The 26726-nt window shown below is 60.9% G+C and carries 28 protein-coding genes and 1 pseudogene; 11 read left to right on the plus strand and 18 right to left on the minus strand.

The features are described 5' to 3' along the window. Positions 1 to 8 precede the first annotated feature (8 nt). Positions 9 to 260 (minus strand): hypothetical protein, encoded by a 252-nt coding sequence (locus tag GHK62_RS27435; protein ID WP_153442105.1) that lies wholly within the window; start codon positions 258 to 260, stop codon positions 9 to 11. A gap of 616 nt (positions 261 to 876) precedes the next feature. On the opposite strand from GHK62_RS27435, the gene GHK62_RS33770 reads away from it, so the two are divergent. Continuing rightward, entirely contained in the window at positions 877 to 1017 is a 141-nt protein-coding gene (locus GHK62_RS33770) for a hypothetical protein (RefSeq protein WP_167528379.1), read from the plus strand. A gap of 138 nt (positions 1018 to 1155) precedes the next feature. After that, a complete protein-coding gene (locus GHK62_RS27440; RefSeq protein ID WP_153442106.1) occupies positions 1156 to 1491 on the plus strand; it encodes an MmcQ/YjbR family DNA-binding protein in 336 nt (111 codons plus the stop codon). A gap of 125 nt (positions 1492 to 1616) precedes the next feature. Here GHK62_RS27440 and GHK62_RS27445 read toward each other — a convergent pair whose 3' ends face one another. Continuing rightward, on the minus strand, positions 1617 to 2084 hold the full coding sequence (locus tag GHK62_RS27445) for a YcgN family cysteine cluster protein (RefSeq protein WP_153442249.1): 468 nt from the start codon (positions 2082 to 2084) through the stop codon (positions 1617 to 1619). An 80-nt stretch (positions 2085 to 2164) separates the two neighbouring features. On the opposite strand from GHK62_RS27445, the gene GHK62_RS27450 reads away from it, so the two are divergent. The 3 genes from GHK62_RS27450 to GHK62_RS27460 all read left to right on the plus strand — a co-directional run bounded on the left by GHK62_RS27450 (position 2165) and on the right by GHK62_RS27460 (position 5666). Next, positions 2165 to 4444 carry a transglycosylase domain-containing protein gene (locus GHK62_RS27450; RefSeq protein ID WP_153442107.1) on the plus strand — a complete coding sequence of 760 codons (2280 nt, stop codon included), beginning with the start codon at positions 2165 to 2167 and terminating at the stop codon, positions 4442 to 4444. Positions 4445 to 4540: 96 nt separating this feature from the next. Continuing rightward, a complete protein-coding gene (locus tag GHK62_RS27455; protein ID WP_153442108.1) occupies positions 4541 to 5128 on the plus strand; it encodes a DUF1214 domain-containing protein in 588 nt (195 codons plus the stop codon). Next, the gene (locus GHK62_RS27460) at positions 5121 to 5666 is read left to right on the plus strand and encodes a DUF1254 domain-containing protein (RefSeq protein ID WP_153442109.1); all 546 of its coding nucleotides are present in this window, start codon (positions 5121 to 5123) and stop codon (positions 5664 to 5666) included. Before GHK62_RS27455 ends, GHK62_RS27460 begins: the two co-directional genes overlap by 8 nt. A 643-nt stretch (positions 5667 to 6309) precedes the next feature. Here GHK62_RS27460 and GHK62_RS27470 read toward each other — a convergent pair. Continuing rightward, on the minus strand, positions 6310 to 6594 hold the full coding sequence (locus tag GHK62_RS27470; RefSeq protein ID WP_153442110.1) for a hypothetical protein: 285 nt from the start codon (positions 6592 to 6594) through the stop codon (positions 6310 to 6312). Positions 6595 to 6856: 262 nt separating this feature from the next. Next, a pseudogene (locus GHK62_RS27475) lies at positions 6857 to 7297 on the minus strand (SH3 domain-containing protein); the annotation flags it as partial. A gap of 293 nt (positions 7298 to 7590) precedes the next feature. Between GHK62_RS27475 and GHK62_RS27480 the strand changes: the two are divergent. Beyond that, positions 7591 to 8637 carry a DUF2336 domain-containing protein gene (locus tag GHK62_RS27480; RefSeq protein ID WP_380784857.1) on the plus strand — a complete coding sequence of 349 codons (1047 nt, stop codon included), beginning with the start codon at positions 7591 to 7593 and terminating at the stop codon, positions 8635 to 8637. 23 nt (positions 8638 to 8660) lie between these two features. Here GHK62_RS27480 and GHK62_RS27485 read toward each other — a convergent pair whose 3' ends face one another. From GHK62_RS27485 to GHK62_RS27495, 3 genes are all read right to left on the minus strand, one after another. Continuing rightward, positions 8661 to 9020 (minus strand): DUF1491 family protein, encoded by a 360-nt coding sequence (locus tag GHK62_RS27485; RefSeq protein WP_153442253.1) that lies wholly within the window; start codon positions 9018 to 9020, stop codon positions 8661 to 8663. A gap of 142 nt (positions 9021 to 9162) precedes the next feature. After that, positions 9163 to 10101, minus strand: coding sequence for a peptidoglycan-binding domain-containing protein (locus GHK62_RS27490; protein ID WP_153442111.1), 939 nt, complete (start codon positions 10099 to 10101; stop codon positions 9163 to 9165). Beyond that, complete coding sequence (locus tag GHK62_RS27495) at positions 10073 to 11614, minus strand: sensor histidine kinase (protein ID WP_153442254.1); 1542 nt, start codon at positions 11612 to 11614, stop codon at positions 10073 to 10075. Before GHK62_RS27495 ends, GHK62_RS27490 begins: the two co-directional genes overlap by 29 nt. 639 nt (positions 11615 to 12253) lie before the next feature. Here GHK62_RS27495 and GHK62_RS27500 point away from each other — a divergent pair. Both GHK62_RS27500 and GHK62_RS27505 read left to right on the plus strand, forming a co-directional pair. Further along, complete coding sequence (locus tag GHK62_RS27500) at positions 12254 to 12679, plus strand: DUF5330 domain-containing protein (RefSeq protein WP_153442112.1); 426 nt, start codon at positions 12254 to 12256, stop codon at positions 12677 to 12679. A 268-nt stretch (positions 12680 to 12947) separates the two neighbouring features. Continuing rightward, a complete protein-coding gene (locus tag GHK62_RS27505; RefSeq protein ID WP_153442113.1) occupies positions 12948 to 13370 on the plus strand; it encodes a SufE family protein in 423 nt (140 codons plus the stop codon). Between the two features lie 136 nt (positions 13371 to 13506). On the opposite strand, the gene mucR is transcribed toward GHK62_RS27505, so the two are convergent. From mucR to GHK62_RS27545, 8 genes are all read right to left on the minus strand, one after another. After that, entirely contained in the window at positions 13507 to 13938 is a 432-nt protein-coding gene (gene mucR / locus GHK62_RS27510; protein ID WP_153442114.1) for an exopolysaccharide biosynthesis transcriptional regulator MucR, read from the minus strand. Positions 13939 to 14344: 406 nt separating this feature from the next. Next, on the minus strand, positions 14345 to 14704 hold the full coding sequence (gene mnhG, locus GHK62_RS27515) for a monovalent cation/H(+) antiporter subunit G (RefSeq protein WP_153442115.1): 360 nt from the start codon (positions 14702 to 14704) through the stop codon (positions 14345 to 14347). Further along, positions 14704 to 15081 carry a cation:proton antiporter gene (locus GHK62_RS27520; RefSeq protein WP_380784860.1) on the minus strand — a complete coding sequence of 126 codons (378 nt, stop codon included), beginning with the start codon at positions 15079 to 15081 and terminating at the stop codon, positions 14704 to 14706. Before GHK62_RS27520 ends, mnhG begins: the two co-directional genes overlap by 1 nt. Next, entirely contained in the window at positions 15078 to 15554 is a 477-nt protein-coding gene (locus tag GHK62_RS27525) for a Na+/H+ antiporter subunit E (RefSeq protein WP_153442255.1), read from the minus strand. Before GHK62_RS27525 ends, GHK62_RS27520 begins: the two co-directional genes overlap by 4 nt. Positions 15555 to 15565: 11 nt before the next feature. Beyond that, complete coding sequence (locus GHK62_RS27530; protein WP_153442117.1) at positions 15566 to 17125, minus strand: Na+/H+ antiporter subunit D; 1560 nt, start codon at positions 17123 to 17125, stop codon at positions 15566 to 15568. A 7-nt stretch (positions 17126 to 17132) separates the two neighbouring features. After that, on the minus strand, positions 17133 to 17510 hold the full coding sequence (locus GHK62_RS27535) for a Na+/H+ antiporter subunit C (protein ID WP_153442118.1): 378 nt from the start codon (positions 17508 to 17510) through the stop codon (positions 17133 to 17135). Beyond that, positions 17510 to 17929 carry a Na(+)/H(+) antiporter subunit B gene (locus tag GHK62_RS27540; protein WP_153442119.1) on the minus strand — a complete coding sequence of 140 codons (420 nt, stop codon included), beginning with the start codon at positions 17927 to 17929 and terminating at the stop codon, positions 17510 to 17512. The genes GHK62_RS27535 and GHK62_RS27540 overlap by 1 nt, the downstream gene beginning before the upstream one ends. Beyond that, the gene (locus GHK62_RS27545) at positions 17926 to 20286 is read right to left on the minus strand and encodes a putative monovalent cation/H+ antiporter subunit A (RefSeq protein WP_153442256.1); all 2361 of its coding nucleotides are present in this window, start codon (positions 20284 to 20286) and stop codon (positions 17926 to 17928) included. Before GHK62_RS27545 ends, GHK62_RS27540 begins: the two co-directional genes overlap by 4 nt. Positions 20287 to 20911: 625 nt before the next feature. Between GHK62_RS27545 and GHK62_RS27550 the strand changes: the two genes are divergently transcribed. After that, entirely contained in the window at positions 20912 to 21412 is a 501-nt protein-coding gene (locus GHK62_RS27550) for a hypothetical protein (RefSeq protein WP_153442120.1), read from the plus strand. A gap of 3 nt (positions 21413 to 21415) precedes the next feature. Here GHK62_RS27550 and trhA read toward each other — a convergent pair whose 3' ends face one another. From trhA to GHK62_RS27565, 3 genes are all read right to left on the minus strand, one after another. Next, a complete protein-coding gene (gene trhA, locus GHK62_RS27555) occupies positions 21416 to 22078 on the minus strand; it encodes a PAQR family membrane homeostasis protein TrhA (RefSeq protein ID WP_184108510.1) in 663 nt (220 codons plus the stop codon). Between the two features lie 353 nt (positions 22079 to 22431). Further along, positions 22432 to 22773 carry a TraR/DksA family transcriptional regulator gene (locus GHK62_RS27560; RefSeq protein ID WP_153442122.1) on the minus strand — a complete coding sequence of 114 codons (342 nt, stop codon included), beginning with the start codon at positions 22771 to 22773 and terminating at the stop codon, positions 22432 to 22434. Positions 22774 to 22834: 61 nt separating this feature from the next. Beyond that, positions 22835 to 23257 carry a universal stress protein gene (locus GHK62_RS27565; protein WP_153442123.1) on the minus strand — a complete coding sequence of 141 codons (423 nt, stop codon included), beginning with the start codon at positions 23255 to 23257 and terminating at the stop codon, positions 22835 to 22837. Positions 23258 to 23604: 347 nt separating this feature from the next. On the opposite strand from GHK62_RS27565, the gene GHK62_RS27570 reads away from it, so the two are divergent. Further along, entirely contained in the window at positions 23605 to 24498 is an 894-nt protein-coding gene (locus tag GHK62_RS27570) for a VOC family protein (protein ID WP_153442124.1), read from the plus strand. Between the two features lie 118 nt (positions 24499 to 24616). Next, positions 24617 to 26725 carry a S9 family peptidase gene (locus GHK62_RS27575; protein ID WP_153442125.1) on the plus strand — a complete coding sequence of 703 codons (2109 nt, stop codon included), beginning with the start codon at positions 24617 to 24619 and terminating at the stop codon, positions 26723 to 26725. Position 26726: the final 1 nt, after the last annotated feature.

Genomic DNA, 26726 nt, shown 5'->3' on the forward strand with positions numbered 1-26726 from the left:
CAAGCAGCCTACATCGGCACCTTCACCGTCACCTTCTTCGGCCGCCCACCGTTGCCCGGGATGAGCACCGTGATCACGCACTGGCCGTCGGATGTCGGCTGGGCGGAGAGCAACTCTCCACCCGTCTCGGCAACCACTTGCGCGGCGGCAGCGCTGCAATCGCCAGCCGCGCGGACAACAGCCGAAGGCACGTTGATGGCAGGCAGCGACATGCCCGCTAGGCCTGCGGCAAGCGCGGCTATGATCACTGGTGAAGACATGAACGCACTTTCGACTTGGGAAGCATCATGGCGAAAATCATTAACTGATACAGGCTGAATGGCAAATGAATGTCGGATGCCGCACCTGCTCCGGCGTCACGGGAGAACGACCGTAGATTGCAGCGATTCCCCCGCTTGCAAAAGTTCGCACGACGTCAACGGCGTCGCACGCCACGGACAGTGGTTCATTAGATCTTCGCGGGAGAATGCTCACGAACATCCGCCACAAGAACCGCGATCGCCCCTTCTGGAGGTCGGACCACCCACCCGGGGCTTTAATCCTTCCTGAATTCGCGATTCTTCCGAGCGGCTTGCGGCCGTTTTCTCAAGACTTGAGTCCGATCCTTCAGAGGTGAAGCGGCGATCTCCGAACGCGAATCCATGTCCTTGTTCAAGCATTTGAAAATGCGAACGTTTCCACCTGCGCCGCTGCCGGCTCCGAGAGCAGCGATTTCACCCGGCAACGAGTTCACGAACAAATTTGTGGATCAATCGAACATTAATCGATTTAAAGAATTTTCAATCGTTTAAATGATTTAAGCCACTGATTTACAAAGTATTTACGATGTGGAATGGTCCTCGCATCCTTCAACCATCATGAACCCGGGAGAAACGGATGCAGACGCTCGCGAACAAACAGCCCGCACTACCGCAATCCAGGATTCCGCAATCCCTTCTCGATCGCTTCGAGAACGAGTGGCGCGAGATGCGCACGGCTGGCGAGGCTGCACAGAAGCCCGTTCCGCCTGCAGAATGATGTTCCGGCACCGCTGAAAGAACGCGGTTCTACAGCGGTGCCACCCCACCAAAACGGCGTCGCAACTCTTGCTGATCGTCGATGACGCAGCCTTTGCGGCCTTTTTACCATTCCACAATTCCATGCTACTCTTCGGCCATGCTGACCGAAGAGCTCGAAAGGCTGGCGCTCAGCCTGCCCGGAACGCAAGAGAATGCCCATTTCGGAACGCGGGATTTTCGCGTGGGCAAGCGGATTTTCATGTCCTTGCCGGAGGCAGGTCGCGCGGTCTTCAAATTCACCCCCGATCAACAGCGCATGTTGCTGGAAATGGAGCCCGGGTTTTGCGCCGCCGTGCCCGGCGGCTGGGGAGAGCGCGGCTGGACCTCGCTCTATTTCGCCGACGCCGACGAGGCGCTTGTCCGGCAGTCGATGGAAACCGCATGGCGCAACGTCGCGCCGAAAAGCCTCGTGAAGAAGAACGGCGGCGCTTGATCCTGGCCTCACCTTTCGGGCCGCTCCACTACGGTCGCTAAAGCACCTGGCGTTCAATCGGACTCACGCGGTCTTTGCTTTTATGTCCTTGTCCAAAACCGATGCACACTTTTGGGCGACATGCATTAGCGGGCCGTTTCCAGTCCAACTTCCAGCGGCCAGGTAACCAGGTAGTCCTCATAATCCTCGACATCGATACCGTCCTCGGCGACCGTGCGCCCGCGCACGGATATGCCGGCCGCATGGACGGTTTCCGGGTCGCCGGAGACGAGAGGATGCCACCAGTAGAGGTCCCTCCCCTCGCCGATCAGCCTGTAAGCGCAGGTCGGCGGCAGCCATGAGATCTCATGAACCACCTTCGGCGTCAGTTGGATGCAATCAGGTACAGTCGCCTGCCTGTTGTCGTAATCCTTGCAGCGACAGCTTTCACCATCGAGCAGAGTACAGCGGATCGACGTCCAGGCGATCTCGCCCGTATCCCAGTCCTCGAGCTTGTTCAGGCAGCAAAGCCCACAGCCGTCGCAAAGGCTTTCCCACTCGGCATTGCTCATTTCTTCAAGGCTTTTGGTTTTCCAGAAAGGCATTTCGCCCATCATGTCACACTTTCGTCCGTTCCATGCCAACATGGAACATTCGCAGAAAATTGCCGGTTTTTTAAGGCCGGCAGCACGATATGCAAGTAGATTGGAAACTCGCCTCGTGCAAATATCATTATGGGCAAGCGAACCTTCGAGACGAGAACGCCGTGCAGGAACCGAAGAAAGAGGACAACCGGCCGAAGAGGCGACACATCTTTCTCAGAATCGATTCCTGGATCGACTCGACGGTGTGGAATGCCGGATTCCGGCTGGGCGAATGGTGGGAAGACACGACGATCTTCTTCCGGCGCTTTCGCGTACGCGGCTGGAAGAGGGCGGTTTTCGAACTGCTTGGCGAAGCGGCGACGTGGGGGACTGCGGGCTCGGTGCTGATGCTGGCTCTGGCCTTGCCGGCATTCGAGGAAACCAAGGGCAATTGGCGCGCCCAGAGCGACTTTGCGGTGACCTTCCTCGACCGTTACGGCAATGAGATCGGACACCGCGGCATCATCCATGAAGACTCGGCCCCAATCGACGAATTGCCGGACCATCTCATCAAGGCAGTGCTCGCCACCGAGGACCGGCGTTTCTTCGATCACTGGGGCATCGATTTTCTCGGCCTGGCACGCGCCATGACCGAGAATGCCCGGGCGGGCGGCGTGGTCCAGGGCGGGTCGACTCTCACCCAACAGCTTGCCAAAAACCTGTTCCTGTCGAACGAACGCACGATCGAGCGCAAGATCAAGGAGGCCTTCCTCGCCGTCTGGCTGGAATGCAACCTGTCAAAGAAGGAAATCCTGCGCCTCTACCTTGATCGCGCCTATATGGGCGGCGGCACTTTTGGGGCGGCTGCGGCTTCGCAATTCTATTTCGGCAAGGCCATCACCGACATCAATCTCGCCGAATCCGCCATGCTCGCCGGCCTTTTCAAGGCCCCGGCGCGCTATGCGCCGCACGTGAACCTGCCGGCCGCACGCGGCCGCGCCAACGAGGTTCTCACCAACATGGTTCAGGGCGGCCTGATGACTGAGGGCCAGGTGATTGCCGCCCGCCTCAATCCCGCGACCGTGGTCGACCGCGCCCAAGTCAAGGCGCCCGACTTCTTCCTCGACTGGGCCTTTGACGAAGTCCAGCGTGTCGCCGCCCCCTTCGCGCAGCACTCGCTGATCGTGCGCACGACGATCGACATGGGCCTGCAACAAGCGGCCGAGGAGTCGGTCGAGTCAAGCCTCCGGCAGTATGGCGAAAGTTATGAGGTGAAGCAGGGCGCTCTGGTCATGGTGGAAAATGGCGGTGCCGTACGTGCTATGGTCGGCGGGCGCGACTATGGCGAAAGCCAGTTCAATCGGGCAACAAGGGCGCTGAGGCAGCCGGGCTCCTCTTTCAAGGTCTATACCTACGCCGCGGCGATGGAAAAGGGCATGACCCCGGAGACGGTGGTCGTCGATGCGCCGATCACCTGGCGCGGCTGGTCGCCGCAGAATTACGCCCGCAAGTATGCCGGTCGGGTTACCTTGATGAACGCGCTGGCGAGATCGATCAATACCGTCCCTGTCCGTCTCGCCAAGGACAAGCTCGGCACCGAGATCATTGCCGCCACCGCAAAGAAGATGGGCGTCGAAACGCCCATCCGCACCGACAAAACCATGCCGCTCGGCACCTCCGAAGTGACCGTGCTCGACCAGGCGACGGCCTACGCCGTCTTTCCTGCGGGCGGCCTGCAGGCGCGGCGACATGGCATCAGCCAGATCCTCAACTACGACGGCGACATCCTTTACGATTTCGGCCGCGATGCGCCTCCGCCGCAACGGGTTCTAAGCGAGCAGGCGGTCTCGTCGATGAACCGCATTCTGACGCAGATTCCGGTGATTGGCACCGCGCGGCGCGCGGCCCTCGACAACGGCATCATCACCGGCGGCAAGACGGGCACTACGCAGGCCTATCGCGATGCCTGGTTTATCGGCTTCACCGGCGACTATACGACGGCTGTCTGGTTCGGCAATGACGACTATACATCGACGAACGAGATGACCGGTGGTTCGTTGCCGGCCATGACCTTCAAACGGCTGATGGATTATGCAGAGCAGGGCATCGAGCATCGCGCGATCCCCGGCATAGACAACCCGCTTCCCGGCGCCACCAAGAAGCCGGAGGCAGTGGCGGATGCAAAGCCCGATGAAAGTGCCCTTCCGCCGCTCGTTCGCCCGCGCTCTCTCTCTGCCGAGGTGACCAGGCTGCTGAAAGCGATCGGCGCAACGTTCGAAAAAGCCTCTCCGCTCAAAGCACCCGAAAAGAACTCCGGCAGGGTCGCAGTGCTTGAGACGCCGACGACGAACTCCCCGGACCGCGTTACGACGAATGCCACAAACAATTGACTTTGTAGCCAAAAATCCGTTCCCTGACGAACGTAGCGATCACGCCGCGTGGCTTTCGCAAATTGCCAGGCAAACGAGATACGATAGAGCCGCTCCTTGTTTCGCATCCCCCTCCTCGTCGCTCTCGCTCTGATCGTCGCCTTTGGCGGCGGGATCACTTCGGCCGTCTGGGCGCTGAAGGCGACCGTCGGTTTCGGCTCAATCGCGATCGGCCCCTGGGTCGCGTTCCCCGAGGCACAGACGGCGGCGGCGGACCCCTACGCCAAGGCGCATCGCGCCCGCGCCGGCGAGTTGCTCTTTGGAGGCGCGGAAGGGCTGATTTTCACCGCGGCGACCGACGACAGCGGCGCCCGCCTTTCGGCTGCCTGCTCCTACGATATTTCGGGCATAACGCCGCCGGCCCGTTTCTGGACCCTCTATGCGACGACATCCGACGGCATGACCTTGCGGGCCGGACCGGACCTGCCGTCGGCGGTGAACTCCTGGACGGTGCTGCGCGCCGAAGACAGCAGTTTCGTCGTCCACGCCTCGCCTTTCGCTCAGCCGGAAAACTGGCTCGCCATCCGCCACGGCGGCAGCTTCAAGCTTGTCCTGACCCTGCTCGATACCCCGACTGCCGGCTCCTCGGGGTTGATCGATCTTGCGATGCCGAAAATCGTCAAGACGGGATGCGGAAATGCGTAGCACGCTGTTCGCCATTCTCGTCGGCCTGTTTGGCGCGGCCCTGCTGCATATCATTATCGTGCTTGCCCTGCCGCAATTCACCGGCCGGGACGCCTATACGCGCGTGCTCGGCCTCCTCGAGATGGACAGCTTCTTCCCGTTGACGGCCGAGCCGGGGGCAACCGGGCTCGACAACAGCGACCCCTATCTGCGAACCGCCGTCTGCAGCTTTTCGATCGCCGAGGCGCCGGCGCGCTTCATCGCCCGCGGCGCGGTGCCGTTCTGGTCGCTTTCCGTCTTCGACAGCAACTCGAACGAGGTGTTCAGCATGAACGACCACACGGCCGTCAACGGCAGTCTCGACCTGGTCGTCGCCACGCCTATCCAACTGGTCGAATTGCGCAAATCGCCCCCCGAAACGCTGGCTCAGTCCATCATGATCGAGATGAAGGACGATGAGGGCTATGCGGTTCTGCGGGCTCTTGCCCCGCTCGACAGCTTCGAGGAACAGGTTCGCAATTTCCTGACGGAGTCGAGTTGCGAGCCCTTCCGGCGTTGACGCGATACGGCCGGCATTGTCGGTGCCTCGTTATCGCAGGCAAAACCCGAGTCCGACATCGACCGGGCATTCCGGATGGCATTATGCTCGAAGGTCGGTGGAGGCGCCCGGCATCCCGGGCTTTGAAGTGACGACTTAAGTCGCGCGGCCGCACCCGCGTGGGCGGCAGTGCCGCACGCTACAAATTAAACTACTGCTTCTTGATCCGCCGTCCGGCTGGTGCGTTGGGCTGTGGCCCTCGGCCATCGAGACGCTCGTAGCGGATACCTGTAAACAACAGCACAGTGGCACTGCCCGATTTCACGGGCCGCCTTCGCGGCTTTTGAACCCTCCGGTCCTGCATTCTGATTACGTCTGCCATGCTCGTCTCCAGATTTCCATGAGACGGATGAACTACCGTACCGATTTCACCCTGCCCGCCCTCGGGCTGACGCATTTTCCAAAGACCACATTCCCTGGACAGACGCGCCGTTCTCATTTGCTCCTTCTTCCGGTGACCCGGACGTTGTTTCGGTTCACATCAGATGCCGGACCGATGATAGCCGGTCCATCCTGATTGAGCCATAGCCTAGTTAACACTATCTTAATCTCATCGTGCTTCCCCCATTTTGGTGCGCTATCCCGGTGTCTTGAGTTGGAGCGCTCAGCGTCTCGCAAGCAGCCCGAAAAGGAACGCAACACCCGCGACCGTCAACAGGCTCGATATCGGTTCGTCGCGAACGCGTTCACGGACGCGCTCCGTCATCAACTCCGCCTCCCCCTGCACGACGGCCCTTGCCCCGGTGCTGATGGCTGAAACCGTCTCCGTTAGCCGAGCAATCTCCGTTCTGAGGTCAGCAATCTGCGCTTCCACTTCCGCCTGCGCGCTCGCAGTGCGTGCTTCAGCATCCGCTTCCGCCGCGACGGCTGCCAGTTTCTTCTCCGCCATTTCGTCGCTCCCTTATCTTCGCGCGATGTCAACGCACCCAGGCAGGATTGGTTCCCGCGAGGCGACGCAAATAGACCGACGAAAAAGGGCGGGCGGCAATTGCCGCCCGCCCTCTCGGTACCATCTGTAGCCGTTCTCACTACCTGCGTTTCGCACCCTGATCTTCCAGCGGCCCGCCGGCGAAAGATCGCACGGCGCGTCAGTCGTTCTCACACGAGGCGTTGTCGAAACCACACACCGGAACCATGCGCATTTCATCGTCGCGCCGCCATTCACGCCGGTCCCGATCCTCTGCCCAGTCGGGACCACGGCGCCAGCGGTCACGGTCACGATAGAAGTCGCGGCCCCGGTAGTTGCGATCCCAGTAACGATCGAACTGGAAGACGACCGTGGGAATGCCAAGCGGGCGGTAATATTCCGGCTCCAGATAAACCCTCCGGCTGCGGTAGGCAGCTTGCACATAGCGGCCGGCAACCCAACCGCGGCCACCATAGAAGGAAACATCACACCAGGGCAGGTCCGCCAGGCAGCCGTGGATTTCCACCGGTTCGCCGGCCGGGATGACGGTCACGGCCGGATAGCGTGTGCTCGGCCCCGATCGCATGTTGACATTGGCGGTGGAAAAACCTTCCGCAGCATCGGCTACCGCCGGGACGAGCAGAAGCGCACAAACAATGGCTGCCCGAAAAAACGCATCTTTCACAGATCTATCTCCATAGAGGGCCTACCTCCGGCCCCTTCGGCTGGCACCAGCGCTTCGCCGATTTGCGGATCACATAGAAGTGCATGTGGAGTTTTTATGGCTGAAAGCAGCCCGGGCGCCCGACTTCTGTGGATCAAGGAAAATTCCGCTTCGCCACGACAGTGCCGCAAGCCTGAATAAAGCCCCAACGTCCATAGTTAATGCTACGCTAACGTTTTAGATCTATTTTTGATGACGTGTGCCGTTCCGGGCCATCGCCGATGGCGGTCGTGTTTTGCGTGCAAGGATAAATTGTGACGAACCGGTTTCGTGAGTTGGAAAGGCCGCAAACGGGCCGACTGAAGGACGTCGTGCTGATGGCGACCGTCACCGGCTTCGAGAGCCTTCGCGTCCCGCGCAAGTCGGATATGAAGCAGTTTGCCGAGCTGTTTGAACCGCTTTTCCTCGGATCAAGCGACGAAGCCCGCCGGCAGGCGGCCGCCGCGCTTTCGCAATGTGCACAGGTGCCCGAACCCGTCGCCCTGCTGATCGGCAGCATGCCGATTTCCATCGCCGCCACCTTTCTGACCCGATCGAAAGCAGTTTCCGATCGCGTGCTGGTTTCCATCATCCGTCGGCAGGGACCGGCCCATGCCAGCGCGATCGCGCACCGGGAAAACCTTTCGCCCTCGGTCGTCGATGCGTTAGTCGAACACCACCAGTCCGTGTATCCCGGCGGGCAATCCGGCGTGAATCAGCCGGAGCCGAACGCCGTACGTCCATCGCCGTCAGCCGGGGGCAGCGCTTCCTCCGATCGCATCGCCCGCGAAGACAAGCTGCGCGAGGAAATCAAGGCATTGGTGCGGGCGGAGCCGCGAGAAGGCACGTCGCGAATTCGGCCGATCGACGAGTTGCACCAGGCGTTGCTCATGCGGTTTGCCCGCAGTGGCGAAGCGGTTCTCTTCGCTACGGCTCTCGCCGACGCATTGCGATCGAGTCGAGCGCTTGCGGAGCGGATCCTGCTCGACATTTCAGGCCGGCAACTCGCCGCAACCCTTTCTGCACTTGAGTTCCCAGCCGGCGAGACTAGACCTCTGCTCGAGGCGCTTTATCCGCACCTTTCCGAGAGGCTCGGCGGCGGCACTCGCGCCACCGCCCTGGTTGAGTCCGTTGCGAAGAAAGCGAGCGTCGAACGGGTAGAGGCCTGGCTGCGTGCGGATGGCCAGGGTGCCGCCGAGCCAGCCCGCTACGAAGCCCATTTCGCCGACAATCGTGGCGCCGACCCTCGCCAGCAAGAGGCCCGTCCAGCCGTCGCTCATCAGGGCACGACCCAGCCCATGCGAGGGTTCGGGCGGCGCTAACCCTGACATCGCCCGCGCCTTGCTTATCGCCGGCGATCGACGTCGTCGTCCACGACCTCGAACAGACCGTCGCAATCGTCCAGTTCGATTTCGACAATCCAGCAATCAGGATCGAAGCGAATCTCGGAGGAAAGCGCGCTGTCGACGTGATGCGCTTCCGTATTCTGCAATCGTATCTCGAACTTGCGGCCCGTATCGGCCTCATCTTCGAAGAAGTTCTGCGGCGCGGGCGCGTAGAGGGTCTCGATCCCCAACCGCGAGCGCTGGCGAATGAAGATCGCGCCGGCCTCTTGCGCACCCTTGCGCAGCACGGCGGCATAGCCACCGACGGCAAAGACGCGGCGCAGCAAGGAGGACACGAAGATATCGGATTTCAGGCGCATCGGAGGCTGATACACGTGAGACCACCGGCATGCAATTGCAGCAATTCAAACCAAGCGATCTTGGCGCGTTCGATTGGACGCGCGGTGCTGTAGTGGGAAACGTCAAGCCGCTGCGGTCACGAACTCAAATTGCCGGCGCGGCTCAAAGCGCACCGATTTCCTTCAGCTTCTTGAGAACCTTCGCATTGGGTTCACCGGTCTGCGGCAGGCGGTAATGCTTTTCAAAATGCCGGATGGCGGCGCGCGTCTGATCGCCCGCGACGCCATCGACCACGATGTCGGCATAGGCAAGATTGCTGAGCCCCTTCTGGATGCTCACCACCATTTCGCTCGATACAGGAATGTCGGCCCGAGGGAGCAATGTCTTGTCCTCTTCGGCAGTGCGGATCGCCGCGGCGATCGGATCGACTTCTGCCGGTGCGGCCTTCGGGTCTGAATAGGGACGATCGCCAGGGGTTGCTACGGCACGTCCGGTATCGCCCGCCGCACGCAACGCCTGCAACAACTCGTCGCTGGCCTCGCCGCTTTGCATACGGCCGGCCTGTTTTTCGAAGCGCAGGATCGCGGCTGAGGTTTTCGGGCCGCTACGCCCATCCGGGGCTCCGTCGTAAAGTCCCAGCCGCGCCAGCTCTTTCTGTACGTCCGCAACAAGCGGCGAGGCAGACGAGGCGGTTTTCGCCTGTTCATCCGGCTCGTCTTGTGCAGCGGCCGCGTCGCCGATGGTCTCGGATCTTTCGGCGCCTTCCCGTTCGATGACGAAGGTCGTTACGTTACGACGCTCGACCGGCTCACCCTTGGCAGCCGCCAGGCGCTCGGCTACTTCGGGTCCGACCAACGGAACACGGGTGCGCAAAAGCGGCGACGGGTGGGCCCCGTGCTGATACCACATGGCATTGGCAGCGACGAAACTGAAGACGACGACGAAGGCTGCCGATCCGCCGGCGCCGACGGGGTGGCGCGCCATCATTCTGCCGGCAAATGCAAGACCGCGAGCGGCGACGGCCAGGCCGCGCAGTGCGACGCCTGGTCGATTTCGTGCCGCTCTCTTCCGCTCAGGCTGTTTGCGCTTGCGCGGAGCCATGTCCCCGGTCCTCGTTCAATCCCTCGTCCTGGAAGCCAACCCCCCGTATACGTGCCGCTCCTCCCTCACCGCGCTCCTTGAGGCGCGGAGGGAACTCCACGGTAACGGGAATGCTCGTTTGTTCGCCGTTCGCAATGCCGGATCCGTCGCGCGGGATTGAAACGACGATTACCGTCCCCTCGCCCTCGGAACTACGGATCGAAACCTTGCCCCCGTGCAGTGTGACCAACCCCTTCACCAGCGACAAACCGAGTCCGGTCCCTTCGTAGCGGCGCGTATAGTCATTCTGAATCTGGACAAAAGGTTGGCCGAGCATCTGCAGCTTGTCTTCGGCAATGCCGATCCCCGTGTCGCTCACCGTGAGCTTCAATAGGGCGCCGTCGGTTTCGGCATCGATGGTGACCAGCCCGCCCTGATTGGTAAACTTGATCGCGTTGCCGACAAGATTGATCAATATTTGCTGAAACGCGCGCTGATCGGCATTGATTTCACCGACCGCGCGCGTGACGCGGCTCACCAGCCTTACGCCCTTCTCGCGCGCCTGATGGGAAAGCATGGCCTCGCAAGCGGCAACGGCATCGGCCACACGGAAGGGCTCCGGAACAAGCTCGTAACGGCCGGCCTCGATCTTGCTCATATCAAGCATCGTGTTGACGACAGACAGGAGGTGAGCGCCGGATTTGTGGATCAGCGAGACGTATTCGCGCTGTCTGTCGTTCTCCAGCTTCCCGAAATATTCACCGGCCAGCACATCAGAAAAGCCCAGGATGGCGTTGAGCGGCGTACGCAGTTCATGGCTGACGGCCGCGAGAAAACGCGTCTTCGCGTCGTTCGCCGATTCGGCATGGGCTGCCTTGGCGGTTGCTTCCGCCCGCAGTCGGGCTTCCTCGGAGACGTCGCGGGATTGCACGACGATGGCAGTCAGCCGATCCTCGGCATCCCGGATCGGGGTCATCTCGCAACGCATGTGCACGAACTGCGCCCCTTCGGCCGGTGCCGACAGCCGCTCGAGGCGGATATCGACCGCCGATCTCTCGCCATTCTGGCGCAGCGCATCGATAGCCGTGAGGAACGTGATCCGATCCGAGACGTGGATCTGCTCGATGAACCCGCGGCCGCATGGATCGCGCATCAGAGTGAGATGTTCGGCGGCATCGCGACCATGCACGGACAGGACATTGCCGCGCAGGTCATGCACCGTAACCAGACCGGCGAAGAGATCGTAGGCTGCAGAAAGATCGGGAAGCGCAGTTGCAGGCCCGCGCTCGCCATATGCCTGACGCTGATCATCCCAACCAATGGCAGCGGCGGAGGCCAGGAGCGATGCCGAAGCCCACAGCGCCGTCCCGACCGGCAGGGCGGCGGAGACCGGCAACACAGCCATGAGCGCCAGTGGTACGACCGGCAGAGCCGTCAGAGAGACGGCCGCGACGGCGCGCAGACGCTTGAGGTCACGATGTGGCAGCCACGCGGCGGCAGCTTCATCCACGCGGGATGCCCATCTGCCAGCCATGTCACGCAATACATTCACGCTTTGCCCTGCCACCTTTGTTGTTCTTTCGAGCCGATCCGGAACGCCTTTTTTCGCTTTCGCAGGGCGGTTGGCCGGGCTGTCTCGTGATGGTCCGAATCTCGCACTCCCGACTTAATGAAAGAATAAACGGGCCGCCTCGGAGCGGGCGCAAAACCGGCGAAAAATCCTGTTTTGGGGCAATTCCGGCGAGCTTCGTTGCTTTTGGTTAACGGGGCGTAAGCGCCGGATTTCCGTGGATTTTCCGGTTCTTGTTAAGAATTTGGGCAGCCGCTTTGAGGCCTGTCGCCCGCGCCATATGCGGTCGCTGGCTGGAGCCTTGCCATGAACCTTAACGGCTATCGCTAAAATTCGAGATAAATGCCACCTCGGATACCAAGATCGCGCATTTCATTAAAATTCGAGACAAATTCCACTGGTTTTGGAAAAGCGACCTTGTGATTCCCGCTCTAATGTCGGCCACAACGCATGGAAGAGCCGGACGCGTGATCGGTTCCGGACATGGAGCGAATGCAAGCGGGCGGGTATATCAGGCGATAACACTCGTCCGGGACTGTCGAGAAGGGCAAAATCGGTTAAAAGACCGGGACCTGCGACAGCCGAACAAAGGATGGGCAGAAGATGTGGTTTCTCGTCAAGGCAGCATTCTGGTTTTCTCTGGTCCTGGTACTCCTGCCGTTCCTGGATCCATCGAGCACGGAGAAGCTTCAGCACGGACCGAAGGTTGAGATCGGCGATACCTTTTCGGCGGCCAGCGAGGCTTTCCGGTATGTTAGCGCCATCTGCGTGCAAAAGCCCGACGTCTGCGAGAAAGGTGCCGAGACCTTCGTCGCGCTTGGCCATCGAGCCCGTGAAGGCGCGCGCATCGCATATGAGTTTCTCGACACACAGTTCGCCGAGACCGATGTTCCCGATGCCAAGATCATGACGGGCACGGTGGCGCCCACGGGCTCTTCGCATGAAGAAGCGATCGATAGCGCGCCGATCTTCAAGCGCACACCGGTTCCCGAGAAGCGTCTCGACCCAAAGGCCGCCGTGGCGCAATGACGATCGGACTACAGACGCCTGCAGTCAGCACAATTCAACTGCCTGATTAGCCGTTCCGTTTCGGCCGCCGCGAGGATGCCCATCCTGCGCGGTGTCTTTTTTTGACGAGATGGAACGAGAGTGCGACGATGTGCGGGACGAAATGGTATTGGCTGTTCTCATTGCCGCCCGCATCTCCTATATGAAAGGGTGAAATCCCGATGACGCCGGCATGGGCGGGATCGAGACAGGCGCAGTTCAGGAAGCGGCGCCGAGAATTGGACGGACTATGACTTCACTTGACCAGATCATCGACGATTTTTCCTTCCTCGACGAGTGGGAGGACCGCTACCGTTACGTGATCGAGCTGGGCAAGGGCTTACCGGAGATGCCGGAGGCCCTGCGGACGAGCGAGAACAAGGTTCAGGGTTGTGCAAGCCAGGTATGGCTCGTGACGCACACGAGCGGTGATCCGGAGAACCCCGTCCTCACCTTCGAAGGCGAATCCGACGCCCATATCGTCCGGGGTCTCGTGGCAATCGTTCTCGCCCTCTATTCCGGCAAGCACGCTTCCGAAATCGCACAGCTCGACGCCCTCGACGTCTTCGGCAAGATCGGCCTCATCGAGCATCTGTCGTCGCAGCGCGCCAATGGCCTGCGCTCCATGGTCCGGCGGATCAAGAACGAGGCGGAGGTCCGGCTGGCTGCCTGACGCCGCGCGGTCGGAGACTTTGTCGCAAAAACAAGCAAGGCCGGACCCTTGCTCGGCCCGACCCTTCTTTCCAAGACGAAACGCTGGGCGCACGCTTGCGCGCGCTCAGCCTAGCCGGGCCAAGCGGCGAACGGGATTACTTGCCGCGACGCTTGCGACGCTGTCCGAGGCCCATCTCCTTGGCGAGGCGCGAGCGGGCTTCCGCATAGGCGGGCGCCACCATGGGATAGTCGGCAGGCAGATCCCACTTCTCGCGATACTCTTCAGGCGAAAGATTGTGATGGGTCATCAGGTGGCGCTTCAGCGACTTGAACGTGCCGCCGCATTCAAGGCAGGTGATCTGATCATCCTGAACCGACTTGCGCACCGAAACCGCGGGTTTCGGCTTCTCGACCGGAACCACCACCGGTGCAGGAGCCGTCGTGTTGTTAAGCGCCGAGTGAACATCGGCTATGAGTGTCGGAAGCTCGGCAACCGGAACCACGTGGTTGCTTACATAGGCGGCAACGATTTCCGCCGTCAACTCAACCAGGAGTTCATGGCTCGCGCCGGGCGTGGTTTCTATCATTTCTTTCTCCTATCGGAATCCAGCAACAAATCTGAAACAGCGTTTCAGAGGGAGGAATTCGCGAAAATGCCGCCGAACAGCGCCCGCTGCCTTGGAATTGACCGATAACTGCGCGGCAGGGACCAAGGTTCTGCCGCAACATCAAGGCTCGAATTGGGATAGCGAAACCCGCCACCAAGGCATCAGGACAATCGACACCTCAAAGCAACGGATAATATTCACAACTCAAGCTGGAATTTCAGTTCAAAGTATTTTCCACGACGACACTTTGCATTTACTGCATTAACACTGATCGCCGAAAAGTCCAAACATAAATTTATGGAAAAGCAGCAACTTTATTCCAAATTGCTAAAATTGTCCCCGCGCGCGGAATTGTTCGGAAATACAGAGACAGAAACGGCGTCAATCAAAGCCGACGTGGCTCTTCCTTTTGTGGAAGCTGATCTATGACCGACAGTTTCGTCAGTTTGTAACCCGCCTGGTGCGCGCCCTTGGCCAAGAGATGGGCAGAGATCGGCGCGGTCAGAACGAAGAAAACAAAGCCGGCAAGCGCCCGCACAAGAATTGCACCATCAAGGGAATGCAACCCCGCTGCCAGGAGCAAGAGGCCGGACCCGATGGTTCCCGCTTTCGAAGCGGCATGCATGCGGGTGTAGAGATCAGGAAACCGAACGATCCCCAAAGCCGCCAGCAACGAGAAGGCGGCGCCGACAACGACGATCAACGCGACGCCAAGCTCGACTGCGGCATTGACTTGCGCTTCCATCACCGTGCTCCTCTGCGTTTGCGGCGCGCCGACTGGACTGTCTTGCCGCGCTTCGCGGGTATCTTCTTGGCCGAAACGGCCTCCGCGGCTTGTTCGGGCGCCAGTCCGCGCGCCAGGATGAAACGGGCGAAAGCCACGGTCGCAAGAAAGCCGACCAGGCCCAAAGCGATGGCGATGTCTATGTAAAGGCTGAAGCCGGTCTTTATGGCGATCACGGCGATGAAACCGATCGCGATCGCCACCAGCATGTCGAGCCCAAGGACGCGGTCCGGCAAGGTGGGCCCGCGGACAATACGCAACACCGTGAGCAACAGGGCGGCGGAGAGGAGCGCCAGCGCGAAGCCTATCGCTGCGGATAGCACGGTCTGAGCCATCACGATCCAAAGGCCTCCCGGATTCGGCGCTCGAAGCCGCGCGCGATGTCCTGTCGAAGCGCGCCGGGATCGGCGCAATCAAGCGCATGGACATAGAGGGTCTTACGATCGTCAGAGACGTCGACCGACAGGGTTCCCGGCGTCAAAGTGATCAGATTGGCGAGCAGGGTGATCTCGAAGTCGCTCTTGAGCGTCAGCGGATAGGAGAAGATGCCGGGCTTCAGCGCCATCCTCGGCCGCATGACGAGAATGGCGACCTTGGTCGCGGAAACGGCAAGTTCCTTGAAGAAGAGCAGCATGAGAAGCAACATGCGCAGAGGCCGGATCGGATAGGTCACCGGCCGCAGCTCACGCCGGATGAGCGCCAGCGACAGTGCGCCGACCAGGAAGCCAAGCACGAGATTTGCGAGCGTGAAGCTCGAACTGATGGCGCCCCAGATAAAGGTGAAGATCACGTTGATCGCAAGAAACTTCATTCCAGTGAACTTCATTGCAGGCCTCCCGCAGGAAAGACCGAGTTCAGATAGGCCGACGGCTCGGCAAGCCCCGCGGCCGCGCTCCGTATCGTCGCCAGCAGCGGCTCCGGGTAAAGGCCGATCCCGAGCGTAAGGAGGGCAAGGACCGCAAGCGGCGCCAACACGGCCGATGGCAGCCGCACCGTCTCGACGGCCGCGCCAGCCTCGTCACGCCAGTAGGCAAGCAGGAACAGGCGGCCGGTCGCAATCACCGTGCAGAAGCCGGCCAGAAGGAGCGTCGCCGCAAGCCACCAGGCGCCGATGTCGAGCGACGCCTTCACGAGCATAACCTTTGGCCAGAAGCCGGAAAAGGGCGGCAGCCCGGAAACGGCGAAGCACAGCATCAGGGTCAGCGCGGCGAATCCAACGTTCTTGCGGTAGAGACCCGAGACTGTCGCGATGGAAGAGTCACCGCCGAGCCGCGCGGCGATTCCGGCAGTAAAATAGAGGCCGGTCATCACCACCATCGAATGGAGCGCATAGAAGATCGCGCCACCGATGCCGCCGGGACCGCCGACGGCGATCCCCGCCAGCATCGACCCGATCCCTGAAACGACGAGATAGCCGAGGATGCGGCGGAAGTCGGTCTGCGCCAGCGCGCCGAGCACGCCGACGACCATCGTCAAGGCTCCCGCCAATGCGATGACGAAGCTCAGCTCCTCTCTTTCAACCGGGAAAAGCATGACCATCACGCGGATCAGCGCGTAGATACCGACCTTGGTGAGCAGGCCGGCAAAAAGAGCCGATACGACGACGCGCGGGGTGTGATAGGAGGCCGGCAGCCAGAAATTCACGGGGAATGCCGCTGCCTTCATTCCGAAGGCGAGCACATAGACGGCGGTCAGCGTCATCAACGGCGCGCTCCCCCGCAGGCCTTCTGCCTTGCGGGCAATGTCGGCCATGTTCAGTGTCCCGAACACGGCGTAGAGATAGCCCGTCGCGACCAGGAACAGCGTCGTTGCCACGAGATTGAGGAAGCCGTACTTCACCGTGCCGTCGATCTGCTCGGGCTCGGAACCGAGAACCAGGAGCCCGAACGAGGAAATGAGCAGAACTTCGAACCAGACGTAGAGGTTGAATATGTCCCCGGTCAGGAAGGCGCCGGAGACGCCCGCCATCAGCAGCATCAGGAACGGATAGAAGCCGTAGCGCCTGCCGCCGTCGTTGATATCGGCGAGCGAATAGATACCGCCCGCGAGCGCAACGATTGCCGCGACCAGTGCGAAGAGCGCACCCGTCAGATCGACAGTGAAGGCAATGCCGAAGGGCGGCAACCATCGGCCCATGACCATGGTCACCGGCCCCTTGGCTGCCACATGTCCAAGCAGCAAGGCGTCGATCAGGACAAGTCCCGCAAGCCCTGCAACCGCGATGATCGGATGAAGGCCGATCACGCGGCGCAACATGACCAGAAGCGCGCCGATCGCGAAGCACCAGGCGACCGGCAGTATCACCAGCCAATCGGCGAACGCCGTCGGGCCGAGAACGAGCGCGGCGGAAAGATCGACGGGGGATGAGGTCGTAACAGCCATGGGTCGATCAATATCCAAGCGGCGGCATTGGTTCCTTCACCGGCTCGGCCGCACGCATCTCGTCCGTGTTGTCGGTCGACAGGTCCTCATAGGCGCGCCAGGCGAGAACCAGGAGGAAGGCGAAGAAGGAAAAGGAGATGACAATCGCGGTCAGGATCAGCGCCTGCGGCAACGCATTGGCGGCAGGGCCATCCAGCGCGTCGGCGCCGCCGGCAATGACCGGCGGCACATCGCGTGTGAGCCGCCCCCCGGTAAAGATCAACAGGTTGACGGCATTGCCGAGAACCGCCACGCCAAGGAGCACGCGGATGATGAACTTCGACAGCATCAGGTAGACCGCGACAGCGAAGAAGATGCCGACAAGCAATGCAAACCAGGCCTCCATTACTCGCCTCCCCTTTCCTCAAGCGAAAGCGCGACCGAACTGATCGATCCGACAACGACGAGATAAACGCCGGTATCGAAGAGCATTACGGTCGAGAGCGGGATCTCGATGCCGAAGAGCGACGGATAGATCCACAGGCCGGTCAAGAAGGGCACATGTGCGACGAGCGAAATTAGACCCGCGACCGTCGCCGCAAAGAGCCCCGCGCCGGCGATCGCCATAGGATGGAAGTAAATTGCATGCCTGACAGTCTCGACGCCGTGGGCGATGCCGTAGATCGCCAAGGCGGAGACGGCGATCAATCCGCCGATGAACCCGCCGCCCGGTTCGTTATGGCCCCGCAACAGGACGAAGATCGAGAACAGCGTCATCAGGCTTGTCAGGAACGGCGCGACGGTCTTGAAAATCACCGATTTCATGCGCGTTCCTCCACATCCTGTCGATCATCGGCGCCGCGCTTGAGCGACCCCGCCCTCAGCCGCACGAGCGAGAGGATGGCTAGACCGGTGATCATCACCACGGCGATTTCGCCAAGCGTGTCCGTACCGCGGAAATCGACGATGATGACGTTGACGACATTGGCTCCGTGCGCGATCGACTTCGAATAGAGATTGTAGAAATCCGTCAACGTCGCGTCGAACGGCCTGCCCGTGGCCTTGAGCAGGAAGAGGCCGAAACCGAGCCCGCAAGCGAGCGCGATCATCGAATCGGGAACCTTCTGGCGTAGCGGCCGCCGATCCGAAGGGGAAAGTCGCAGCCGGGTCATGACCAGCGCCAGCACCACCACCGACAGCGTCTCGATCATGAACTGCGTGAAGGAGAGGTCCGGCGCACCGTAGAGCAAGAAGATAACCGCGACGGCAAAGCCCTGGATGCCGAGCGAGACGATCGCAGTCAGACGATCGGCCGCCAGCACGACGGCGAAAAGGCCAGCGACCGCAATGGCCATGATCGCAAGTTCATGCACCGGAACATCCGCAGCGAAGAACGGCGCGCGCGGCAGTTCTCCAAAATGTACCGGAGTTGCAAGAAGAACGGCCGCGATCAACACGAACACGACGGTCATATAGACATCGAGCTTGCCGCTCTGCAGGCGGCGCGTGACGGCCACGGCGAGCCGCAAGAGCCCGCGGATGAATTGGTCGAAACCCCGATCCGGGCCCCAGCCGATATCGGCAAGGATAACCGTCATGGCTGCGCGGAGACGGTCGAGGTTGAGATAGAAGACGACGCCCAGCAGCAGGGTGACAGCGGAAAGAAGCAGCGGCGCGCCGATATGCGGTGCCAGCGAAGTCGTCACCGTTCGCGGTTCGCCGGCAATGGCGGAGGACATCGGCGAAGAAATCAGGCGATGGGCATAGGCGGACATCAGAGCGATCGAGAGACCCTTCAGTGCCAGGATCGCCGGACCAAGCCAGAGGAGGATCGGCGCCTCGTGGGCGCGCCTCGGCGTCTCTATCTTTGATCCGAGGAACGGCTTCAAGGCGATGGCGAAAGCGACGGCAAACATCAGGGCGTTGCCGAGAATGGTGAGCGCAGCAAAGACTACAGAGCGTCGGTCGAAGCTGGACAGCGCTTCGTAGATTTCTTCCTTGGCGAGGAAGCCGAAAAAGGGCGGCAGACCGCCCATCGAAAGCGCGGCAGCAAGGGCGATCACGAAGGTCAGCGGCATGGCCGAGCGAAGCCCGCCGAGCTTCGTCAGGTCGCGAGAGCCGGTCTCGTGGTCGATGATGCCGGCGACCATGAAGAGTGCGCCCTTGAACAGCGCGTGCGCCACGAGATAGAGCGCCGCCGCCTCGATCGCGTGCGGCGAACCAAGGCCCGTCAGCAGGACCAGAAGACCGAGCGACGCCATCGTCGTATAGGCAAGCATCAGCTTGAGGTCGGTTTGACGCACTGCCAGCGCCGCACCACTCACGAGCGTCGCCGCCCCGAACAATGGCAGCAGGATCTGCCATTCCGGCGTGCCCCCAAGCACTGGATTGAGCCGCATCAGCAGGTAGACGCCCGCCTTCACCATCGTCGCCGAATGCAGATAGGCCGAAACCGGCGTCGGCGCCTCCATCGCATTCGGCAGCCAGAAATGAAACGGAAACTGCGCAGACTTGGTGAAGGCTCCGCCCAGCACGAGGAGAAGTGCTGCGAGATAGAACTGGCTTTCCTTCAACTCGGCGCCGAAGGAAAGAAGCAAAGAGAATTGGGTGATGCCGCTCACGTTCCAGAGAATGAGAAGGCCGGCAAGCAGCAGCAGGCCTCCTCCCCCCGTCACGACCAATGCCTGTAGCGCCGCGCGCCGTGCGGCCTCGCGGCCGTGATCGAAGCCGATCAGCAGGAAGGACGTAATCGACGTCAGTTCCCAGAAGACGAAGAGCATCAGGAAACTGTCCGAAAGGACGAGCCCCTGCATGGAGCCCATGAACATCAGGATGAAGGAAAAAAACCGGCCCTGATGCGGGTGGCCTTTGAGATAACCGCCCGAATAGAGGACGATCAGCGCCCCGATGCCGGAGATCAAAAGTGCGAAGGTTAGCGACAGGCCGTCAATCAGCCAGGAGAAACTGACGTTGAAGGAAGGAATCCAGGCATAGCCGCCGGTGACAATTTCGCTGTCGGCGATTTCCGGAACGAAGTGGAGGAAATGCACGAAGATCGCGACCGGCGCGAGAGCCAGGAGCCAGGCGGCATTGTGACCGAGAAGCCGCGTCAGCACCGGGGCCACGAGCGCCGCGACGAAGGGGAGACCGAGGGCCAGAAATGTCAGGGCCGCGATATCCATCGTCTTGGCAAGCTCCTTCGCCGTTTTGACCATCCGATCAAATTGTCACCGGACATAAAATAAGGCCTGCTACGCCTCAAGAGTGAATCGGCACGAATCGGAGTTGCGCGACAGTAATACAATGCAAAGCGCAGGCAAATCTTACAGTGTCGCGTCATGCGCGAAGATGGTACGGAGTACCCCTTTGCCGAGCCTTACCCAATAATGAGAAACGGTCGGCGCCGACATGCGGGCCTGTCGCAGCCGGGCTCCCTTTCGTCAGATACGAAATTCCATTCAGGTGGAGCTATTTCGCACCCATCGACGAGCGGACGATCAAAGAATATGTTGATCGCACGCATTTCATGGTGCGGACCGAAATCCGCTGCGCGCAGCGCGACGCCATCTCGGCCATGTTTTCCCGGCCGCCCTCGGCGACAAGCTTCGCGTTGCTGCTTCGACGGCACGCCATACCTTCGAAGAGGATTGACAGCGCGAGACGGAAGCAGTGCCATGAGCGCGAGCGCTGCTTTTGTACGTTGTGTCGAACACGCGGCGCTCCTGCTGTTGCAGGACAAATAGCAAGGGCTTCGGGGCCGGGCTACGAGGGAGCGGCAGATCGAAGCGAGCCAAGAGGATGCCCCGCATGCGCCGCGCTTTCTTCGCCCTCGCCCTTGCCACGGGGCTTGCGTTCCCCGCAGCCGCGGAGGACGACTGGCACCCCTATGCCAATCCTCGCTTCGGCTACACCGTCGAGATCCCGCCGGGTTTCGAGCTGCGCCAGGACGCGCCCGATGATGGCGACGGCGCGAGATTCCATGCGGATGACAACGGAGCGACGCTTGCTGTGTTCGGAAGCCATCCGCCGGATGGTGATTTCGAAACGGATGTCGCCGATCGCATCAGCCTTGAGACACAGGATGATTGGAGAATGCTGTTTTCGCGCGTGACGCCTGCCTGGGCCAGTTTCTCCGGCGCGCGTAACGGCGAGGTGTTCTATGCCCGGGCGATCGCCCTTTGCGACGGCAGTGCCGCCTATTTCCGCCTGCAATATCGCAAGAACCCGCTGACGAGTTTCGACGGGATCATCTCGCGCATGGCCGCAGCTCTCAGGCCGTCCGACGGCTGCCGGCCCGCACCGGAATGAGAGTCAGGAGAGGGCCGTGCCGCTGAAGCAGGTCACGACCGCCGAATAATGTACCGCCGAACCGGCGACGACAAAGCCGTGCCAGATGGCGTTCTGGAAGCGCAGGCGTTCCCAGACGTGAAAGATCACTCCGGTCGAGTAAATGACGCCGCCGATCAGGATCAGGATCAGTGTCGTCGCCGTCAGCGTGGATAAAAGCGACCGGGCGGCGAGCACGCCGCTCCAGCCCAGGCCCATATAGAGCAGGATCGCAAGCCGGTCGAACCGCCCGGGGAAGAGACATTTGATCGCTACCCCGAGCGCGGCGATGACCCAGATGCCGATCAGCATTCTGGAAAGGAACGGGTTGTCCCAGCCGCGCTGGAGAAACGGCGTATAGGTCGCCGCAATCAGCAGGAAGATCGAGGAATGGTCGAACCGGCGCAAAAGCCACTTCAACCGGCAGATCGGGAAGAGATTGTAAAGGAAGGACACCGAAAGGGTGGTGACGAGCCCGACACCATAGATCCAGGCGGCGGCAAGCTGACCGGACGTGCTCCATAGCGTCGCATAGAAAATCAGCGCCGTGACACCGCAGAGCGCTGCCGCAAGACCGATGCCGTGAACGATTCCATCCGCAATCAATTCGAATCGGTCATAGTTCCACTTGACACCGTCGATCTCCACGCGTTCCTCCCCTCGACGCCAGCGCCAAACATCCCTTGGATGCACAAAGGGCCTGCTCATGCCCGGGTCCGCACAGCGACCGGAAATCGACACAATTTCCCCAATTGGCGGCTGATGTTCGGTCCGGTAAGGCACGTGTTCTACCCGTTTAACGTGCCACAACATGCGCCCACAGCAAAGAGCAGCCGGACGACGAAAGGATCAATTTTTGCAACCTATTACAACAGTCGGCTAATGTCCCGGAAAGCGGACGCGGCATGCCTCGCCGGCTGGCTGTCGGAGCGACAATCGTCGGCGCTTAAATGCGTCAGCGGGCGAGAGCGACGCCAGACGAAAATGCGTGGGGGCCTAGCTTATTTTGCGCCTGCTACCTCCGCTGCACAGGTCTGGCAGAGCGGCGCGTGCGGTACGGCGTGCAATCTTTCCGGCGAAATCGGGTCACCGCAGCGCACACAGATGCCGAATGTTCCGGACTCAATTCGGTCCAGAGCGGCATTAATGGCGCGGATCTCGCTCTGACCTGCGAGGCCGAGGCCCTCCAATACCTCGTCGTTTTCTCGTTCGGTAACGCGATCCGGAACATCGGCATTCATCGGTTGATCGAGATCCTCCTCGATCTTCACCAGCCGACCGTAAAGCTCGCGTTTGCGGCGGAGAAGCTGTTCGCGAAAGTCATCAAGCGCGTACTTATCCATTTGCAGGGCTCCCTTGGTCGCGGCGCGGTTCGAATCACGCCGCCTTCTTGTTCTTGGCATTTTACCGGTCGACGAGAACGGCACAGGGGCAATGGCTGACCACGCGGCTGGCGGTCGAACCGATAAAATAATCGATCAAACCCGGCCGGTGCGACGCAATAATCACGAGGTCCGCATTCTCTTCCTTGGCGAGAGCGTTGATGGTGCCCGCCGCTCCGCCGGTACGGATTTCGATACGTCCCTTGATCCCATGCTTGGTCTTCAGCGCTTCCAACGTCCTGACGGCGTGTTTGCGTGACTCCTCGATCATCTCGAGCGGAAAATCGACGATCATGTATCCCTGTGCATAGGCGTTGAGGTCCTCGACCACGTTGAGCAGGACGATTTCCCCCCCTTCGTCGATCAGCTTCTCGGCGATATTGAGTACGGATTCGCCATGCTCCAGCTGATCCATGGCGATCGGGACGATGATTTTTTTGTACATGCTGCACTCCTTCTGCTGCGTTCCCGGGTCGCCATATGGCGAGGCCAGCCCCTAGCGCGGATCAAGGAGAAAACCGGTCTTCACTTCTCCCGTTTCCGCGCCAACATGAATTTGCGCGGAGGCGATGTTCCAGCATTGATTGAAATCAAATCGGCCGCCACCGTCGTATTAGCATCACTGAAAGATCAGGTAGTGCGGTGGTCATGACTGTCAACGCTCATCGAACACAACATCAAGTAATATAATAGCTTTCCTGAACGTGGTCACGGGCCGATATTTGTGGCACTTTCAACAAATTGCGACCGGCAGCCACGGGGCTTACCGGTCCGGCCCCGAAAGGCGACGCCATGCAAGCTACAACCCAGTCGCACCCTGCAGTTAGCATACCCGCGGACCACGCGGTCGCGATGCCGGCCTATGTCGAACGGTCCCACCTCGTGGTCCAGGACTTGCCGATGGTTTCCAACTGGTACCAGAGAATTCTGGGGCTGACGCCGATCGAAAGCGGCGCCAACGGCGAAACCCTCGGCGTCGCCGGCCGACCTCTCTTGACGCTGACGACCGAACGGAACGCGGCAAAAGCACCGCGCAGTGCGCCGGGTCTGTTCCACACGGCTTTTCTGGTTCCCAATCGACGTGATCTCGCACACTGGCTTGCGCACGCGGCGCACAACAACATTCGCCTCCAGGGCGCATCCGACCACCTGGTCAGCGAGGCGGTCTATCTCGCCGATCCCGAGGGCAACGGCATCGAGGTCTATCGCGACCGTTCGCGCGGCGAGTGGAACTACCAGCCCGATGGCACCGTGGCGATGAGCACGCTGCCGCTCGACCTGCAGGCCCTCTACGACGAAGCACCGAAGGACCATTGGGAAGGCATCGCGGAGGGAACTGCTATCGGCCATATCCACCTGCAGGTCTCTGACATCCCTCAGGCGGACGCGTTCTTCCGCGACGCGCTCGGGCTGGACCTGATGGCGCGCTACCCAGGGGCAAGTTTCTTTGCTACGGGCAAGTATCATCACCACGTCGCGGCCAACATCTGGAACTCCCGAGGTGCGTCCAAACGCCAAGGCAACATGACTGGTCTTGCCGACTATACCGTCCGCTTCAACGATCCCGCGAAGCTCGCAGCGGCGCTGGGCAAGCTCGACGAACTGGAAATACCGGTAAGCACGGAAGGCAGTGTCCACAGCCTGGTCGATCCATGGGGCATCGGCCTCCTGCTCGTCGCCCCCTAAGGGGGTGGCGAGCAATCGTCGAGAAGCGCCAATAGGAAGAACGGGCACCTGCTTTCTGCTTGATCGCTGCGGTGACGCTCTCTATCTCATGGTCTCCCATGAAATCCGGAGACGCGCCTTGTCTGCTTTCAAGAACCTGCCCACCGCCCCCGTCGCTCCGAAGAAGCCGGTCACCGATACACGTCACGGCATTACCCGCACCGATGACTATGCCTGGCTCAGGGCCGACAACTGGCAGGCGATGTTCAAGGATCCTTCCATTCTCGATCCGGAGATCCGCAAGCATCTCGAAGCGGAAAACGCGTATATGAACGCGGCGATGGCTGACACGAAGGAATTGCAGAAGGCGCTCTTCGGCGAGATGCGCGGCCGCATCAAGGAGGACGACTCTTCGGTTCCGATGAAGGATGGGGCCTTCGCTTACGGTACCTCTTACGTGACGGGCGGCGAACAGCCCCGCTACTTCCGGATTCCGCGCGACGGCAACCCCAAGGATGAGGCGATCCGCCACGTGCTGCTCGACGGCGACAAGGAAGCCGAGGGCAAGGCTTATTTCCGCCTCGCCGGTATCGACCATTGCAGCGACCATTCCCGAGGCATCTGGGGTTACGACGACAAGGGTTCGGAATATTTCACCCTGAAGGTGCGCGATCTTTCGACCGGCGAGGATCTGCCCGATGTGATCGAGAATACGGGTGGCGGCGGCGCATGGGCGCCGGACGGCAAGAGCTTCTTCTACACCGTGCTCGACGAGAACCATCGGCCGTCGAAGATCTTCCACCACGTCATCGGCACACCGCAGAAGACCGACCGGCTCGTCTACGAGGAAAAGGACCCGGGTTTCTTCATGTCAGTCGGCGGGTCGCTGCTCGACGATTTCATATACATCGATATCCACGACCACGAAACCAGCGAATACCGGCTGCTCTCGACCACGGATCTGACGGCCGAGCCGCGGCTCGTGGCCGAGCGGGTAACCGGCCTCGAATACTCGATGACGGAAGGCGGCGACGTCTTCTACATCCTCACCAATGCCGACGGCGCCAAGGATTTCAAGATCATGGAAGCGCCTGTGGAGGCGCCGCAGAAGGAAAACTGGCGCGAGGTCGTGCCGCACAAGCCAGGCACGTTGATCCTCAATCACATGGCCTATGCCCGCCATCTGGTCTGGCTGCAACGGCGTGAGGGATTGCCGGAAATCGTCATCCGTGACCGCAGCACCGGCGAGGAGCACGCGATCGCCTTCGCCGAGGAAGCGTATTCCTTGGGGCTCTCCGGCGCTGCCGAATACGACACCGACGTCATCCGCTTCTCCTACTCGTCGATGACGACGCCGTCGCAGCTCTTCGACTACGACATGGCAACGCGTCAGCGCACGCTCCTGAAGACCCAGGAAGTGCCTTCCGGCCATAATCCGGACGACTATGTGACCCGCCGCGTCTTCGCGCCGTCCTGGGATGGCGTCGACGTCCCTGTCACCCTGCTCTACCGCAAGGATACGCCGCTCGACGGTTCCGCCCCTTGCCTGCTCTATGGTTACGGCGCCTACGGCATCACCATCCCGGCGGGCTTCAACACCAACTGCCTCTCGCTCGTCGACCGCGGCTTCGTCTATGCCATCGCCCATATCCGCGGCGGCAAGGACAAGGGCTTCCAATGGTACGAAGACGGCAAGATGGCGAAGAAGACCAATACCTTCAAGGACTTCATCGCTGCCGCTGACTATTTGAATCAGGAGAAGTTCACGTCCTACGCGAACATCATCGCCGAGGGCGGCTCAGCCGGGGGCATGCTGATGGGGGCGGTCGCCAACATGGCGCCGGAGAAGTTCAAGGGCATCATTGCCGCGGTTCCCTTCGTCGACGTCTTGAACACCATGCTCGACGACACGCTGCCGCTGACCCCGCCGGAATGGCCGGAATGGGGCAACCCGATCGAGAGCGCCGAATTCTACAACATCATCGCCAGCTACTCGCCCTACGACAAGGTGGAGGCGAAGCCTTATCCGGCAATCCTGGCGCTCGGTGGCCTGACCGATCCGCGCGTGACCTATTGGGAGCCGGCGAAATGGGTGGCGAAGCTCCGGGAGAAGACCACCGGCAGCGCTCCGATCCTGATGAAAACCAACATGGATGCCGGCCACGGTGGCGCGTCCGGGCGTTTCCAGCGGCTTGAAGAAATCGCCTTCGAATACGCCTTCGCCATCAAGGTCGCGGAAAAGATGTAAC

Source organism: Sinorhizobium terangae (assembly GCF_009601505.1).
Classification (GTDB): domain Bacteria; phylum Pseudomonadota; class Alphaproteobacteria; order Rhizobiales; family Rhizobiaceae; genus Sinorhizobium; species Sinorhizobium terangae.